Genomic DNA, 15,360 nt, shown 5'->3' with positions numbered 1-15,360 from the left:
GAAGGCTCTCAGTGCGGCGCCGGGCGCTGCCGCGCCCGGCGCAGGTACCGGGCGAGGGCGTCCGGGTCGTCGAGGATGTCGCGGTCGCCCTTGCCGACGGGCCGCCCGTTGACCTCCAGAGCCGGTGTGGCCTTGATCCACGAAGTGCTCACGGCCCGGTCGGCCGCCTCCACGAAGTCCCGGTGCCTGCCCGTGCGCACCGCCTCGTCGAAACCCGGGTCGCGCAGCCCTTCCACGGACGAGGCCAGGGAGAGCAGCGTGCCGCCGGTGAACCCGCCGCGCCTCTTCACCGCCGCCTGCCCGCGGTGGAGCACCTCGTGCAACTCCGCGAACCTCCCCCTGTCCAGGGAGGCCCGCAGCGCGTTGACGGCCCGCTTGGACCCGTTGCCGAGGAACGATCCCAGCACGTAGTGGACCTGGACGTCGCCTTCGGCTGTCATCCTGCGCAGCCGCGGACCGCTTCCCTCCGTCTGGAACTCGGCGCATCCCGGGCAGCTCGGATCCTCGTACACCCGGACGGTCACCGGCGCCCCCGGATCCCCGACGACCACCGTGTGCCCCTCCGCGCCGAGCGCCGCAGCCACCGGCCCGGTGTACCCCTCGTGTGCTCGGCTGCCCCACCGCGCCGGGAGGCATCCCGCGGCAGTCGGCACGATGACTGCCGCACCCGCGGCGGCGAGCACCGAACGTCTGCTGACCTGCACGAACATCCCCTCCCTGATCCAAAGGGGGAAGCGTACGCACCCCTCTCCGGCCCGCCCCGCCCGGGGTGCCCCGGAACCGGCGGCAGGCGCCGGCTCCGGCCGGGGCCCGGCCGGAGCCGGCAGGCGGGCGGCCCCTTTTCAGGGCCCGGCGGGAATCGGTGACGGGGCGGTGGTGCGGCCGGCCGGGGAGGCGAACCACGCGGCCCAGTCGTCGAGGTCCTCGGCGTCCGCCGCGGAGCGGCCCGCCCAGGCGACGTGGCCGTCGGGGCGTATGAGGAACAGCCCTCGACCGTAGGCCGCATAGGCGTCGATGCGGACCGCCCGCAGGTGCGGCAGCGGCGGCAGTTCCCCGGGCAGGTCGGTGTCGACGGCGAGCAGGGTGAAGTGCGGGCCCCGGTAGAGGTCGAAGAGCCGTATGCCGTCGCGCTGCCCGTCAGGCGCACGGTCGCCGGCGACGAGGGAGCCCTCCGGCAGTCCGGTCCGGGGCTCCCGGCTGAGCGGCGACTCCCGCAGGTGTATGCCGAGCTGCCGGGTGGCGGCCCCGCGGCGGTCTTGGCCGCGGTGGATCCGGGTCGACAGGCCGAGCATCTCGGCGGCCTGCGGCCGCCTCTCCCGCTCGTACGTGTCGAGCAGGGTCTCGGGGGCGCCGTCGCACAGGACCGCGGCCAGCTTCCAGCCCAGGTTGTAGGCGTCCTGCACGCTGGTGTTGAGCCCCTGCCCGCCGGCGGGTGAGTGGATGTGGGCGGCGTCCCCGGCGAGGAAGACCCGGCCCTCGCGGAAGCGGTCGGCCAGGGCGGCGTTGACCGTGAAGTCGGAGGCCCAGCGGACCTCCCGCACCTCTTCGGCTCTGATGTGCGTCAGGCCGGCTATCAATGCGCGGACCTCGTCCTCCCCGGGCTCGACGCCGCCCCCACGGTACTGGCCCACGAACTGGAACAGCTCGGTGCAGGGGAGCGGGCACAGGGCGGCGTAGCCCCTGCTGCCGTCCTCGGCGGGCGCGAACATGTGCCAGTTGCCGCGGTCCAGTGAGTCGATCGCGACATCGGCGACGACCAGCGGGACGGGGTCGACCCGCTCGCCGGCCATCCCGACCCCCGTGAGCCGGCGGACCGTGGACCGGCCGCCGTCGGCGCCGACCGCGTAGCGCACGCGCACGGTCCGCGTCGCCCCGTCGGCGCCCGCCAGCTCGGCGGTCACCCCTTCGCCGTCCTGCGCCAGGCCGGCCAGCGCGATCCCGAAGGACACCGTGCCGCCCAGTTCGCGCAGCCGGGCCAGCAGCACTTCCTGGGTGGCCCACTGCGGTACCAGCCAGGGTTCCGCATACGGCTCCTGCTCAGTGGGCGCCACCTCCTCGAACATGCGGTGCTCGCCCAGCCGCACCCCCTCCCTCCAGAGCATCCCCACCGGTGCGGGCCCGCCCCTGCCGAGGATCGCCCCGAGGACACCCAGATCCTCGAACACCTCCAGCGTGCGCGGCTGGATCCCCTTGCCCCGCGAGCCCGGGAACAGGCCCGCCGCACGCTCGACGACCAGCGGCCGCACCCCGCGGCGCGCCAGGTCGCAGGCCAGCGTGAGACCGGTCGGCCCGGCCCCGACGACCAGCACCTCGCTGCCCGCCCGCTCCTCCGCGGACCACCCCCCGCCCCGCTCCGCGCCCACTCCTGCACGGCCGGCCGTGGCCGTCACCCCGTACGCGTCCATCTCTCCGCCCCCGTTCGTCCCATCCCGCACGGCCCATGCGCCTGCGTGCGCACGCACCCCCTTCGAGCATTTCCTTAACGCCGTTAAGGAGAGCACATCGAAAGTGTCTCCTTAACGTTGTTAAGCTGTCAACCCCCGGCACAGTGGCAGCCCGAAGAGAGGCAGCGATGACCCAGAAGCCCGACCGCACGCCCCCGCGCGTCCCACCCCTGAGCCGCGCCACGGTCGCCGAAGCGGCGCTGCGCCTGCTCAACGAGACGGGCCTGGAGAAGCTCACCCTGCGTGCCATCGCCGCCGAGCTGGACGTCAAGGCCCCGGCGCTCTACTGGCACTTCAAGAACAAGCAGGAACTCATCGACGAGATGGCGACGGAAATGGTCCGCCGCATGACGGCCGACGGCGCCGACGGCGAACCGGAGCCGGCCGCCGGCCCGGCATCCGGCCCCGACGGCACAGAGGACCCGGGCCCCGCCTGGCGCGAACGGCTCCTCGCCGCGAACCGCGCACTGCGCCGCGCGCTGCTCTCCTACCGCGACGGCGCCCGCGTCTTCAGCGGCTCGCGTTTCACCGGGACGGACCACGCCGAACACGTCGACGCCCAGCTCCGGGTCCTGGTGGAAGCGGGCTTCGAGCTGCCCCAGGCCGTCCGCACGTTGACGACCGCCTTCCTGTACACGCTCGGCTTCGTCACCGAGGAGCAGGGCGTGCACCCCGCGCCGGGCGAGCGCCGCGAGGGCTTCGACATCGCCGAGCGAAGCGAGCGGCTGGCCGCCCACCCCCTGGCCGCGGCCGCCGGACCCCACCTCTTCCAGGAGTACGACGACCACTTCGAGGAGGGACTCGGGCTCATCCTCGAGGGCGCGGCCGCTCGATACGGGATCCGCTGACGGCGGGCGCCACGACGCGCGGCGCGCGGTCCCGCGGAGCCCCCGAGCCCACCGCTTTCCGGCCCCCTGCGCAAGCGCGCGCCTACGCCCCGGCCCGCCCCGCAGGCCCTGGGGAGCCGGCGGCGTCCGCGACGCGCGCCGTGCCCGCGACGCCCGCCGTGCCCGCCGCGTCCGCGACCGCCGCGGCGCCCGCCGCCCCCAGGCCCCCGTCGTCCCCGAGGTCCGGGATCTGCTGCTCCGACCAGATCACCTTCCCCTCGGGCGTGTACCGGGCCCCCCACCGCCGGCTCAGCTGGGCGACGAGGAACAGTCCGCGGCCTCCCTCGTCCGTAGTCGTCGCATAGTGCAGGCGCGGGGAGCTGCTGCTGCCGTCGAAGACCTCGCAGGTCAGCACCCGGTCCCGGAGGAGGCGTACGCGCACCGGCTCGGCGCCGTGCCGGATCGCGTTCGTGATCAGCTCGCTGAGCACCAGCTCCGTGGCGAACACCAGCTCCTCCAGCCCCCACTCCTCCAGCTTCGCGGTCGCGGCGGCCCGGAGCTGGCCCACCGCGCTCGGTTCGAACGGCACCTCCCATTCCGCGATCCGGTCCGCCGGCAGGGACGACGTACGGGCGACGAGCAGGGCGACGTCGTCGCGGGCACGCACCGGCAGCAGCTCGGCGAGGACCGCCCGCACGGTGTCCTCCGGGCTTCGGCCCGCGCGGGCGAGGGCGGCGCGCAGCAGGTCGAGTCCCTCGTCGATGTCCCGGGCCCGGTCCTCGATCAGCCCGTCGGTGTACAGGACCAGCCGGCTCCCCTCGGCCAGGTCCAGCTCCGCCGACTCGAACGGGAACCCGCCCAGGCCCAGCGGCGCGCCGGCCGGCAGCTCCGGCGCCTCCACCCGGCCGTCCGCGTGCACCACCAGCGGCGGGACGTGCCCCGCGCGCGCCACCGTGCAGCGCCGCGCCACGGCGTCGTAGACCGCGTACAGGCAGGTGGCGCCGAGGAGGCCGCCTTCGGCGCCGCCGCCCTCGCCGTTCTGGTCGGTGTACTGCACCAGGTCGTCGAGGCGGGCGAGCAGCTCGTCGGGCGGCAGGTCCAGGGAGGAGAAGTTCAGGACGGCCGTGCGGAGCCGGCCCATGGCGGCCGCGGCGTGCAGGCCGTGCCCGACTACGTCGCCGACGACGAGCGCGACGCGCCCGGCCGGCAGCGGGATCACGTCGAACCAGTCGCCGCCCACACCCGACTGGGCGGGCAGGTAGTAGTGGGCCACCTCCACGGCGCTCTGCTCGGGCAGGTCCCGCGGCAGCAGGCTGTGCTGGAGGGTGATGGCCACGGCGTGCTCGCGGGTGTAGCGGCGCGCGTTGTCGATGCTGACGCCGGCCCGGGCCACCAGCTCCTCCGCCAGCGACAGGTCCTCCTCGTCGAATGGCTCGGGCTTCTCGGAGCGCCAGAAGTTGACCACCCCGAGGACCACCCCGCGGGCCTTGAGGGGCGCCGTGATCAGCGAGTGGATGCCGTAGTCGATGACGGCCTGGGCGCGCGGCGGGTCCTGCGCGTACCAGCCGGGCGCCTTCTCCAGGTCGGCGATGACCTCGGCCCTGCCGCTGCTCAGGCCCCGCGCCTGCGGCGTGGACGGCAGGAAGTCGATCAACCGGCCGCGCGGGTAGAGCGGGATGTCGTCGCGGATACCGCTGACGCCGGTGCGGCGCAGGTCGCCCGGTGCCGCGGTGGGCTCGTCGCCCCGCAGGACCGGTTCCGCGAGGTCGACCGTCGCGAAGTCGGCGAACCGCGGCACGGCCACGTCGGCAAGCTCCTGCGCCGTCCGCTCCACGTCCAGGGTGGTGCCGACGCCGACGCCGGCGTCGTACAGGAGCCGCAGCCGCCGGCGGGCGGCCTCGGCGCGGGTGCTGAGCACCCGCATCTCCGTGGAGTCCCGGATGGTGACGGCCATCCCCTCGGGGCGGCCGCGGGGGCGGGTGGGCCGCTGGTTGATGACCAGCAGCCGCTCCCCGGCCTCCAGCACCTCGTCGGTCGCCTCACGGCCGGAGAGCACCAGGTCGGCGAGGTTCCCGTCGAGTTCGGCGAGTTCGCGGATGTGCCGCCCCTCGGCGTCGGCCGGCAGGCTGAGGAGCCGTTTCGCCTCGTCGTTGGCGAGGAGGAGCCGGCCGTCGCGGTCCGTGATCAGCACGCCCTCCCGTACGGCATGCAGCACCGCGTCGTGGTGCTCGTACATGCGGGTCATCTCGAGCGGGCCGAGGCCGCGGGTCTGCCGGCGCAGGCGGTTGCTGATCAGGGCGGCGCCGGCGGTGCCCAGGGCCAGGCCGGCCGCGCTGGCGCCGAGGATGACGGGGAGCTGCCGGTCGACGAGGCCGCTGACGTTCTCGACGGTCATGCCGGCCGAGACCAGGGCCTCCACGGCGCCGCTGTCGCCCTCGGCGAAGACCGGCACGACGGCCTGGATCTCCTTGCCGAGGGGGCCGTCGACGCTTTCCACGTGCACCTGACCGGCCAGTGACGGCTCGATCGTGCCGACGAACCGCTTGCCGATCCGGTCGGGGAGCGGGTGGGTGTAGCGGATCCCCTGGGTGTCCATCACGACGATGAAGTCGACGCCCGCCTTCTTGCGGGTCTCCTCCGTCAGCGGTTGCAGGATCGCGGACGGGTCGGGGGATTTCAGGGCTTCGTGCAGGCCGAGCGAGTGGGCAAAGGTTTCGGCGACGGACACCGACCGGTTCCGGGCCTCGCGCTCGACGTCGCTGCGGGACTGCAGCACCAGCGCCAGCACGGCGCCGGCGGCGAGCAGCACCACGATCGCCACCTGGAGGACGAAAACCTGTGTGGCGACGCTCCGCGGGCGCTTCCCGCTCAGTGACCGCACCGATGTCCCCGGCACGGGTTGCAAGGCTGGGTCACGAGACCATTTGTAGCACTGTCGCCGCGTGTGGGCCGGGAGCGGCGGACGGGCACGTCGGCCGGTGTGGTGCCGACGGCGGGGTCCGGGGGGCGCACGCCGGCGTGCTCAGCGGCCGTTGGGGCGTGCATCGGCGGTACCGCCGGCGCCGTCCTCGTGAGCGGCGCGCCAGGCCGCCACGGCCTCCTCGACATCGAACGGCGTGAGCCGCAGAGGCGGTCCGGGCGGCGGCATCCGCAGGGCGGCGGCGATCTTCACGTTGACCGCGGTGAGGATCTCCCGGACCCGGCGCTCGGAGCGGGCCGCGCGGACCTCCTCCGTCGCGTCCTCCGCCTCCTTGCGCAGGGCGAGCGACGGAGGCAGTGCGGCGAAGCCCTCGCGGTGCACCTTGCGGCGGATCCACCACATCTCGTCGTACGGCGCGTCGAGTGCGGGCAGCGGCTTGCCGAAGCCCTCCAGGCGGTCGAACTCGCCGCGGTCGGCGGCCTCACGGATCTGGCGGTCCACCCAGGACTCGAAGTCGACGCCCGGTGGCTTGCGCTCGGTCACGGTTCCTCCTGCGAGGGGCGTACGGGGTCGCTGCGGGGCGTAAGAAGTCCAGCCTAGCGCTGGGGCCCCCGGGGTTCCCCCGGCTCGGCGGGGGATCGCCGCTGCGCGGAGCAGGTCCCCTCCCCGCCCCTTCCCGAAACCGGGCTCCACCCGGCCGTCGCGGGAACCCCACCCCGCACCCGCGCCGACGGGGCTGGATGTGGCGCCGGACCGGCGAAAGTATCTTGACGTCGAGATTAACGTCCGGCAGGCTGCCACCAGGTATCTCGATGTCGAGATACTTTTTCGGGGGAGCGGAGACCAGGCATGCGGTGGCGGAAACGGCGCTCGGAGGGGCTGATCGCGCAGATCCGCAGGCCGCCGGGTGGGCGGGACGCGCGGACCATGCTGCTCGCGCAGCTGCTCGACCGCATCGGGACCGGGGTGTGGGCCGCCTCGTCCGTCCTCTACTTCACCTTCGTCATCGGGCTCGACGCACGGCGGTTGGGGCTCATGGTCGGTGCCGCCGCCGTGGCCGGGATCGCCGGGTCGCCCCTCGCCGGGCACCTCGCCGACCGGTTCGCCGTCCGACCCATGCTCATCGCCTGCCACCTGCTGCGCCTGGCCGCGCTGTGCGCGCTGCTCGCCACGACCCGGTACGAGGCCCTGCTGCTCCTCGTCGCCCTCACCCACCTGGGCGACCGGGCGGCCAAGACGCTGGAGATGCTCTTCGCCACCCGCGTCGCCGGCGAGCGCCGCGGCACCTACCAGGCGCTGTCGCGCAGCGCCGCCAACGCCGGATACGCCGTCGGCGCGGGGATCGCCGCCCTCGGGCTGGCCGCGGGGACCCGCGGCGCGTACGAGGCGCTCATCCTCGGCAACGCCCTGTCGTTCCTCGTCGCCGCGGCGCTCGTCGGCCGTACGCGGGAGCCCCGCGGACACGGCCGTCTCACCGCCCCGGCCGAGGAGGGTGCGCCTGCCCCCGGTGCGCTCGCGGAGGGGTCCGGCGGCAGTCCTTGGCGGGACCGGGGATACCTGCGGTTCGTGCTGCTGGACATCCCCATGAACCTCGACGACTCCCTCCTCAACGTCGGGCTGCCGCTGTGGCTGGTCCACCACACCGACGCGCCCCACGCGCTGGTGCCCGCCGTCCTCGCCGTCAACACCGTCCTCACCGTGCTGCTCCAGCTCGCCGTCTCCGCCCGGGTCCGCGAACCGGAGCAGGCCGCGCGGGCCGCCGGCTGGTACGGGCTCGCCGTGCTGTGCGCCTGCGCGCTGCTCGCCCTCACGCCGGCCCGCGGCGCCTGGGCGGCCTCAGCCGCCCTGATGGCGGCGGCGGTGCTCGTCACCGCCGCCGAACTGGTCCGCTCGGTGTCCTCGTGGGAACTCGCCGTCTCCCTCGCGCCCCGGGAGGCGCGGGCCTCGTACCTGGGCGTCGCCGGGATCTCCCCGTCCGTGCAGAAGGCCGCCGGCCCGCTGCTGCTGACCGGTGCCGTGATGGCCGCAGGGCCCGCGGGCTGGGTCGGGCTCGGCGCCGCCGTCGCCGGGCTGTCCCTCGTACAGCGGCGCGCAGCGCTGCGGCGCCTGGCGGCCCTGCGCCTGCCGCAGACGTCACGCCGGGGAGCCCCGCCGCAGGCCGCAATGGCGGTCGGTACCCGCGGTCGGCGCGGCGGCAGCCGGGGCGCGGGTGCTCAGGGGGATCCCGGTGGCGGGCCCACCATCCCGTCAGTCCGGTGAATTTTTGCCCCCGGGCCGGGTATGCGGGCTTCGGCAGCCCCCGAGGGCAGGCAGGAGACGGAGCACGATGGTGCGGCGGTTCTCGTTCGATGCGACCGCGACGGCGGCGGTGTCCGCCGGTGCCGCAGGGGAGGGCCCATGAGCGAGGACGTCCGCAGGCTGGCCCTCGGCACAGGCACCTCGGGAATCGTCGCTCGGTGCCGCGACTTCACGCGGCAGGCGCTCGCCGACTGGCATTGGCTGATCCCGCCCGCCGCCCCCGCACCGGCCGCCGGCACCGCCGGCCCCCACCTGAACGGCGTACGCCGCGCGGCCGCCCCCGACGACTGGACCGCCGCGGTCGAGGATGTCCTGCTCATGGTCTCCGAGCTGGTCGGCAACGCCTGCCTGCACGCGGGCGGCCCCAACGACTTCGTCCTGCGCCACTCGGACGGCCTGCTGCGCGTGGAAGTCGGCGACGGGAGCCCCGAGCACCCCCGCCGCCGAACGAACCCCGACCCCTCCGTCCCGGGCGGCCACGGCCTGCTGGTCGTCGACCGACTGGCCCGCAGCTGGGGCTGGGACGCCTACCCGGACGGCCGGATCGGCAAGACCGTCTGGGCCGAAATGTCGGCCCCCGCGCCGCCTCCGTGACAACCGGCTCCGTGATGCGCCCGGCGGCACGCCGACGGCGCCGTCACGCCTGTTGCGGATCCGGGGTTACGAGTCCTCCAGGAGGCCGGCCCGGAGCTTGGCCAGGGTGCGGCTCAGCAGCCGCGAGACGTGCATCTGGGACAGGCCCAGCCGCTCCCCGATCTCCGACTGGGTCAGCTCGTCCCCGAAGCGGAGCGACAGCAGTGTCCGCTCGCGCGGGGGCAGCGTCTCCAGGATCGGCTTGAGCGACTCCAGGCACTCGATCCGGTCGTACGCGGCCTCGTCCTCACCGAGCGCGGCCCGGTGGCCGACATGGGCGCGGCGCTCGCCTTCCTCCCGCTCCGGCACGTCCAGGGAGCGGGCCGAGTAGGCGTGCGACGCCTTCAAACCCTCGGCGAACTCCTCCTCCGAGACCTTAAGGCGCTCGGCGATCTCCGCGTCTGTGGGCTCCCGGCCCAGGTCCTGCTCCAGCGCGTCGTGCGCCTTCGCCGTGTCGATCCGCAGCTCCTGGAGCCGGCGGGGCACCCGGACGGCCCAGCTGGTGTCGCGGAAGAACCGCTTCATCTCCCCGGTGATCGTGGGCAGCGCGAACGTCGTGAACTCGACCCCGCGCTCCGGGTCGAACCGGTTGATCGCCTTGATCAGGCCGATCGTGCCGACCTGGACGATGTCCTCCATCGGCTCGCTGCGCCCCCGGAACCGGCGGGCGGCGTACTTGACCAGGCTGAGGTTGAGCTCCACGAGCGTGTTGCGCACGTACGAGTACGCGGCACTGCCCTCGTCGAGCGCCCGCAGCCTGCGGAACAGGGTCTCCGACAGGGTACGGGCCTCGCCGGTGCTGACGCCCAGCGTGTCCTGCGGGATGCCTTCGGTGACCTCGGTGCTGTGCATTCTCGCTCCTCCGACGGGCGGTCGCGCCGCAACGGGCGATGCGGGTAGGCCGTCTCGTGAGCTGTCCCGGGGTATATACCCCGACCGCCCCGGCCCGAAGCGGAATGAATCACCGCAAACCACCCGCCGGTCGGCGACCGGCGCAGGAGAGCGCAGCGGGCGACACGCGCGGCGGCGCACCCCTCCCGCGAGACTGGCGTGCGTCCGGCCGGCGCGCACCCGCCCGGGCGCGCGTCCGGGTCCCGGATCGCCTCTCCACCTGCGCGCACCCCCTCTGCCCGCGGCCGCCGGGCCGCCTGCCTTACGAGGTCCCACGCCGGGCCGCGCGGCCCCACGCGCCTGCTGCCGGATTCGCCCGAACGAAGCCCCGACGTACCGGAGGGTCAAATTCCGCATGCTGCCGTTCCTGCCATGCTTGAGACAGGTGCGCCAGGGCAGACGCACGGCGCCCACCGAGGAGGCATCAGCCTCCCGGGCACGGACCGAAGGAGTGAGCCTGGTGCGCATCGCGTTTCTGACCGCGCCCGAAGGGGTCGAGGAGATCGAACTCACCCAGCCCTGGAAGGCGGTGCTCGAGGCCGGGTGGATCCCGCGGCTGGTCTCGACGGAGCCGGGGGACGTGCGCGCGTACCGGCACCTCGACAAGGCGGGCCGCCACAGCGTCGACGACGTCGTCGGCGAGGCCGACGGCGGTGAAGGCGACGACAGCGGCAGCAGTCCGGCCGCCCTCGCCGCCGGCTTCGACGCCCTCGTCCTCCCCGGCGGCGTCGCCAACCCGGACGCCCTCCGCCTGCACGGGGGAGCCGTCGAGTTCGTCCGCCACTTCGTCGACGCCGGCAAGCCCGTCGCCGCGATCTGCCACGCCCCCTGGACGCTCGTCGAGGCGGGCGCCGTGAGCGGGCGTATCCTGACTTCCTGGCCGAGCCTGGCCACCGACATCCGCAACGCGGGCGGCACCTGGGTGGACGAGGAGGTCCACGTCTGCCGGGCGGCGCCCTCCACCCTGGTCACCAGCCGCAGGCCGGGCGACCTGGACGCCTTCTGTGCCGCGCTCGTCGAGGAGTTCGGGGGACATGGCAACCGTCGGGGTTGAGGAAGAGTACGTCCTGCTGGATCCGCTCACACGCCTTCCCGTGGCGCGGGCCGAGGACGTCCGCGCCGGAGCGGGCCTCGCGTCGCTGGTCGACGAGGGCGAGGTGCAGCACGAGCTGCTCCAGGCGCAGGTGGAGGTCGCCACCCCCGTGTGCAGCGACCTGGAGGAAGTGGGCGGCCACCTGCTGCGGCTGCGGCATGCGGTGGGCTCCGCGGCCGAGGAGCTCGGCTGCCGGCTCGCCACCTCCGCCACCGCGCCGCTGCGCGACGGCGTACCGCCCGCCATCACCCAGGAGGCGCGCTACCTCAAGATGCGCGAGGAGGCCCGCCGCCTGGTCGACGAGCAGCTGATCAACGGCATGCACGTGCACGTCGGCGTCCCCGACCGGGAGACCGGGCTCGCCGTCATCAACCGGCTCCGGGGCTGGCTGCCCACGCTGCTGGCCATGTCCGCGAACTCGCCCATGTGGGACGGCCGCGACACCGGCTTCGCCAGCTGGCGCACCCTCGTCTTCGGCCGCTGGCCCGTCGCGGGACCGCCGCCCTACTTCCCCACCCTCGCCGACTACGAACAGCGCGTCGACGCACTCCAGGAGGCCGGCCTCATCGCCGACCGGGGGCAGCTCTACTGGCACGCGCGGCTCTCCGAGCGCTACCCCACCGTCGAGGTGCGGTGCCTGGACGTGCAGCTCGACGCGGTCGACGCGGTCCTCCTCGCCGGCATCGTGCGGGCGCTGGTCACCACGGCGATCGCCGAGGAGAAGGCCGGAGCGCCGCAGCCCCAGTGCGCCCAGGAGCTGCTCCAGGCCTCCATGTGGCACGCCGCCCGGCACGGCCTCGGCGGCGCCCTCATGGACCCGGACGGGCGGCGGCACAGCGCGGGCGACGTCCTGTGCATGCTGCTGCAGCACATCACCCCGGCCCTGGAGGACGCGGGCGACATCCGCGAGGTCAGCGGCCTGCTGCACCGGCTGCTCCAGCAGGGCACCCCGGCGGACCGCCAGCGCCGGGCCCTCGCCGAAGGCGGCATGCCGGCGCTGCTCGACCTCATCACCGCCCACGGCCCCGCCGCCTGAGCGCGGCCCGGCGCCGGGCGGCCGTACCGCCGTCCGGGCCCGGCCCGAGGTGCGGGCCGCCGGACCCGAAGCGAGGATGAGCGGGACAAGGACGGAGCGTGAACCGTGGAGATTTCTACGAGGGAGGTCTTCGGCGCCCCGTGCTGGGTGAGCCTCATGGCCCGCGACCTCCAGCAGGCGCAGGAGTTCTACGGCACCGTGCTCGGCTGGAAGTTCCGGGCCGCCCGCCTCGGCGACGCGTTCACCGTCGCCGAGGCGGACGGAGTGCCGGTCGCCGGGATCGGGGCGATGGGGGGCGACGTCGTCGTCGCCCCGGCCTGGACGCCCTACTTCGCCGTCGAGGACGCCGACGCGGCCGCGGACCGCATCCGCGAGCGCAGCGGCACCATCGCGGTCGGACCGGTGTCCTTCGCCAACGGCGGCCGCGGCGCCCTCGCCGCCGACCGGGAGGGCGCCGTCTTCGGCATCTGGCAGGGCGGGGTGTCCGCCGACTGGCGCGTGGGCCGCGGCCCCTCCCCGGCCTGGCTGGAGCTGCGCACCCGCGACGCCTTCGAGGCGGCCATGTTCTACGGCGAGGTCCTGGAGTGGGCCACGGGCCGGGCCGGCTGCTGCGAGGTCGCCTACGAGGACGACCAGGTCGTCCTGCGGCAGACGGGCGAACCCGTCGCCCGCCTGAACGGCGGCATCACCGACGCGACGGCCCACGTCCCCGAGTCCCGGCCCCGCTGGCACGTCTACTTCCGGGTCCGCGACCTCGACGAGGCCATCGACTCCGTCGGCGCCGCCGGCGGCACCACCCTGTCCACCATCCTCTCCGGCCCCGACGCGCGATGGGTCACCGTCCGCGACCCGGAGGGGGCGATGCTGACCCTCACCGCCGCGCGGGCCCCGGAGGAGTGACATCCGCGGCCCGGGCCGGACGCTCTCGCGCCGGCGGCGGCCGTGGCCGGCCGAGCTGCCCCCGGCCGCCGGCGCGGCCGTGCTGGCCCCGGCCGTCATATCCGTCGGCCTGGCACTCCTCGGCCGCGAGGTGCTCTCCCTGGCCTTCTTCGCCGTCGCGGCCGCCCTGTACCTCGTCCTCGCGTACGACTTCGCGGCCCGGCTCGCCCGAGACCGCGGCCGGTTCCGCGCCGATGCCTACACCCCCGCCGCGCTGACGGCCGTGGCCGCCACCACCGTGCTCGGCTGCCGGCTCTCCCTCATGGGGCGGCAGGCCGCCGCGGCCGCGCTCCTCGCGCTGGCGGCACTGCTGTGGCCCGGCCTGCTCGCCGCCGTCGAACGGCACTGGAAACGCCGCATGCCGGGCGGCGCCTTCCTCGTCTGCGTCGCCACGCAGGGCCTCGCCGTGCTGTCGGCGATGCTCGCGGACGCCTGGCGCCTCGAATGGCCGGCCTGGGCCGCGCTCGCCGCCTTCTGCCTCGGCCTCCTGCTCTACGCGCAGGCCCTCGCCCGGTTCGACCCGCACGAGGTGCTCCGCGGAGCCGGGGACCACTGGGTCGCGGGCGGGGCGCTCGCCATCTCCGCCCTCGCGGGCTCCCGGCTGACCGCGTCCCCCGTGTGGACCGGCGGCCCCCACACCGCCCTGCGCTGGGCCACGCTCGTCCTCCTCGCCCTGTCGCTCGCCTGGTACGCGGTCCTCCTCGGCGCCGAGCTGCGCGCGTGGCGGCCCCGGTACGACATCCGGCGCTGGGCCACGGTCTTCCCGCTCGGCATGACCGCCGCCGCCTGCCTCTCGGCGGCCGGCGCGACCGGCGTCTCCGGGCTCCGAGTCCTCGGCGCGGTACTGCTGTGGATCGCCGTCGGCGCCTGGCTGCTGACCTGCGCCGCGCTCGCCGCAACCGGCCTCCGCCGCCGGACGCCCGCCCCGGCGGGCAGGGGCCCGGCCGCCGGACGCCCCGCCTCCGGACGACCGGGACCCGACCGGCCGACCGGGCACTGACGCAGACCGCCGCCCTACCGGCCGGCGCGTCCCGCCCCCGCCGCCCGATCCGCGAGGACGCCCGCCGCCGCGACGCCCGCCAGCACCGCGACCGCCGCCGCCAGCGCCGGCCCCGGACCCCAGCGCAGCGTCGCCGCCGCCCCGGCCAGCGCCCCGCCGAACAGCACCGCCACCGACCCCAGCCGCCGCAGCGCCCCGCGCCCCCACGGGTCGGCGGCCAGCCCGGCCAGGGCCCGCGTGACGACTGTGGTCGGCAGATCCGGCACGGCCGCCCGGTGCACCACGGCGTTCTGCAACCCCATCCCCAGCCCCAGCAGCACCACCGGCACGGCCCGCGGCCCGCCGCCGGCCGCCCACACGGCCAGGGCGGCGGCCACCAGCAGCGCCTGCACCGACACCAGCAGCCCGAAGACGCGCCGGGCGGGCCGGCCCCGGCGGATCGCCCCGCCGGCCACGGCCCCGCCCGCGAACCCGCAGAGCGCCAGCAGCGACGCCCCCGCCGACAACCCGTCCGCGCCGGCCAGGGCGAAGGCGAGGAAGGCCGTGTTGCCGGTCATGTTGGCGACGAACACGTGCTCCAGGCCCAAAAAGACCGCCGCGTCGACCAGCCCGCTCACGAACGTCAGCCCGAGCAGCAGCCGCGGAGGCACCGCGGGCGCCGCCGGCCGGCCGTCCCTGTCCATGCGCCACCCTTCCTGTCCCCGCCTTTCGGACGACGGATCGTCAGTGCCCGTCAGTAGGGTCCCTGCATGACCTACACGTTCCAGGTGACCATCGACAGCAACGACCCGCACGTGCTCGCCGACTGGTGGGCCGACGCCCTCGGCTGGGAGGTCGAGCCGACCGACGAGGCGTTCATCCGCCGCATGGTCGAGACCGGCCAGGCGAGCGAGGACGACACCACCACGCACCGCGGCGCCCTGGTCTGGAAGGCGGGCGCGGCGATCCGCCACCCGGAGGGCGCCGACCGGGCGCCCCGCGTGCTGTTCCAACTCGTGCCCGAACCCAAGACCGTGAAGAACCGCGTGCACCTCGACATCCGCACCGGCTCCGACGACCCGCAGGCCGTCGTCGAGCGGCTGGTCGCCAAGGGGGCCGTGCGCCTGCACGAGGGCCGCCAGGGCCCCTTCGCCTGGACCACCCTCGCCGACCCCCAGGGCAACGAACTCTGCGTCACCGGATAGCGTGCAGAGGGGGCGCCGCCGCATCCGGCGCCCCCTCCACCAGCACAAATTCGGTACCGGGCGGTCCCTCCCGCACCCGAGAATGAGCCATCTCG

The 15,360-nt window shown here is 75.1% G+C and carries 14 protein-coding genes; 8 read left to right on the top strand and 6 right to left on the bottom strand.

The features are described from left to right. Positions 1-8: 8 nt before the first annotated feature. Both ACZ462_RS04480 and ACZ462_RS04475 read right to left on the bottom strand, forming a co-directional pair. Positions 9-584: a DsbA family protein gene (locus tag ACZ462_RS04480; protein ID WP_467882654.1), complete on the bottom strand. Its 576-nt coding sequence runs from the start codon at positions 582-584 to the stop codon at positions 9-11. A 258-nt stretch (positions 585-842) separates the two neighbouring features. Further along, complete coding sequence (locus ACZ462_RS04475; RefSeq protein WP_467808137.1) at positions 843-2,405, bottom strand: FAD-dependent monooxygenase; 1,563 nt, start codon at positions 2,403-2,405, stop codon at positions 843-845. A 167-nt stretch (positions 2,406-2,572) separates the two neighbouring features. Between ACZ462_RS04475 and ACZ462_RS04470 the strand changes: the two genes are divergently transcribed. Then, positions 2,573-3,292: a TetR/AcrR family transcriptional regulator gene (locus ACZ462_RS04470; RefSeq protein ID WP_467808138.1), complete on the top strand. Its 720-nt coding sequence runs from the start codon at positions 2,573-2,575 to the stop codon at positions 3,290-3,292. A gap of 82 nt (positions 3,293-3,374) precedes the next feature. Here ACZ462_RS04470 and ACZ462_RS04465 read toward each other — a convergent pair whose 3' ends face one another. Together ACZ462_RS04465 and ACZ462_RS04460 are read right to left on the bottom strand one after the other, a co-directional pair. Then, complete coding sequence (locus ACZ462_RS04465; RefSeq protein WP_467808140.1) at positions 3,375-6,152, bottom strand: SpoIIE family protein phosphatase; 2,778 nt, start codon at positions 6,150-6,152, stop codon at positions 3,375-3,377. 141 nt (positions 6,153-6,293) lie between these two features. After that, positions 6,294-6,734, bottom strand: coding sequence for a DnaJ family domain-containing protein (locus tag ACZ462_RS04460; RefSeq protein WP_467808142.1), 441 nt, complete (start codon positions 6,732-6,734; stop codon positions 6,294-6,296). 306 nt (positions 6,735-7,040) lie between these two features. Here ACZ462_RS04460 and ACZ462_RS04455 point away from each other — a divergent pair, with 306 nt between their 5' ends. Next, positions 7,041-8,450 (top strand): MFS transporter, encoded by a 1,410-nt coding sequence (locus ACZ462_RS04455; RefSeq protein ID WP_467808144.1) that lies wholly within the window; start codon positions 7,041-7,043, stop codon positions 8,448-8,450. A gap of 138 nt (positions 8,451-8,588) precedes the next feature. Next, on the top strand, positions 8,589-9,083 hold the full coding sequence (locus tag ACZ462_RS04450) for an ATP-binding protein (protein WP_467808146.1): 495 nt from the start codon (positions 8,589-8,591) through the stop codon (positions 9,081-9,083). Between the two features lie 66 nt (positions 9,084-9,149). On the opposite strand, the gene ACZ462_RS04445 is transcribed toward ACZ462_RS04450, so the two are convergent. Beyond that, positions 9,150-9,974 carry a SigB/SigF/SigG family RNA polymerase sigma factor gene (locus ACZ462_RS04445; RefSeq protein ID WP_467808149.1) on the bottom strand — a complete coding sequence of 275 codons (825 nt, stop codon included), beginning with the start codon at positions 9,972-9,974 and terminating at the stop codon, positions 9,150-9,152. A gap of 499 nt (positions 9,975-10,473) precedes the next feature. On the opposite strand from ACZ462_RS04445, the gene ACZ462_RS04440 reads away from it, so the two are divergent. The 4 genes from ACZ462_RS04440 to ACZ462_RS04425 all read left to right on the top strand — a co-directional run bounded on the left by ACZ462_RS04440 (position 10,474) and on the right by ACZ462_RS04425 (position 14,081). Further along, positions 10,474-11,067, top strand: a complete 594-nt coding sequence (locus ACZ462_RS04440; protein ID WP_467808150.1) for a type 1 glutamine amidotransferase domain-containing protein — start codon at positions 10,474-10,476, stop codon at positions 11,065-11,067. Next, positions 11,048-12,142, top strand: coding sequence for a carboxylate-amine ligase (locus ACZ462_RS04435; protein ID WP_467808152.1), 1,095 nt, complete (start codon positions 11,048-11,050; stop codon positions 12,140-12,142). Before ACZ462_RS04440 ends, ACZ462_RS04435 begins: the two co-directional genes overlap by 20 nt. A gap of 156 nt (positions 12,143-12,298) precedes the next feature. After that, positions 12,299-13,042: a VOC family protein gene (locus ACZ462_RS04430; protein ID WP_467808213.1), complete on the top strand. Its 744-nt coding sequence runs from the start codon at positions 12,299-12,301 to the stop codon at positions 13,040-13,042. Between the two features lies 1 nt (position 13,043). Continuing rightward, a complete protein-coding gene (locus ACZ462_RS04425; RefSeq protein WP_467808214.1) occupies positions 13,044-14,081 on the top strand; it encodes a tellurite resistance/C4-dicarboxylate transporter family protein in 1,038 nt (345 codons plus the stop codon). A gap of 14 nt (positions 14,082-14,095) precedes the next feature. Here ACZ462_RS04425 and ACZ462_RS04420 read toward each other — a convergent pair whose 3' ends face one another. Continuing rightward, a complete protein-coding gene (locus ACZ462_RS04420; protein WP_467808153.1) occupies positions 14,096-14,764 on the bottom strand; it encodes a YoaK family protein in 669 nt (222 codons plus the stop codon). Between the two features lie 66 nt (positions 14,765-14,830). Here ACZ462_RS04420 and ACZ462_RS04415 point away from each other — a divergent pair, with 66 nt between their 5' ends. Continuing rightward, positions 14,831-15,265: a VOC family protein gene (locus ACZ462_RS04415; RefSeq protein ID WP_467808154.1), complete on the top strand. Its 435-nt coding sequence runs from the start codon at positions 14,831-14,833 to the stop codon at positions 15,263-15,265. The last annotated feature ends 95 nt before the right edge of the window (positions 15,266-15,360 follow it).

This window comes from Streptomyces sp. NPDC031121 (assembly GCF_055570615.1).
This window is presented reverse-complemented; position numbering and strand designations above follow the sequence as displayed.

Coding starts and splice junctions, on each gene's coding strand:
- ACZ462_RS04445 (WP_467808149.1), bottom strand. CDS start 9,974: ATGCACAGCACCGAGGTCACCGAAGGCATCCCGCAGGACACGCTGGGC.
- ACZ462_RS04430 (WP_467808213.1), top strand. CDS start 12,299: ATGGCCCGCGACCTCCAGCAGGCGCAGGAGTTCTACGGCACCGTGCTC.
- ACZ462_RS04450 (WP_467808146.1), top strand. CDS start 8,589: ATGAGCGAGGACGTCCGCAGGCTGGCCCTCGGCACAGGCACCTCGGGA.
- ACZ462_RS04455 (WP_467808144.1), top strand. CDS start 7,041: ATGCGGTGGCGGAAACGGCGCTCGGAGGGGCTGATCGCGCAGATCCGC.
- ACZ462_RS04415 (WP_467808154.1), top strand. CDS start 14,831: ATGACCTACACGTTCCAGGTGACCATCGACAGCAACGACCCGCACGTG.
- ACZ462_RS04475 (WP_467808137.1), bottom strand. CDS start 2,405: ATGGACGCGTACGGGGTGACGGCCACGGCCGGCCGTGCAGGAGTGGGC.
- ACZ462_RS04435 (WP_467808152.1), top strand. CDS start 11,048: ATGGCAACCGTCGGGGTTGAGGAAGAGTACGTCCTGCTGGATCCGCTC.
- ACZ462_RS04420 (WP_467808153.1), bottom strand. CDS start 14,764: ATGGACAGGGACGGCCGGCCGGCGGCGCCCGCGGTGCCTCCGCGGCTG.
- ACZ462_RS04470 (WP_467808138.1), top strand. CDS start 2,573: ATGACCCAGAAGCCCGACCGCACGCCCCCGCGCGTCCCACCCCTGAGC.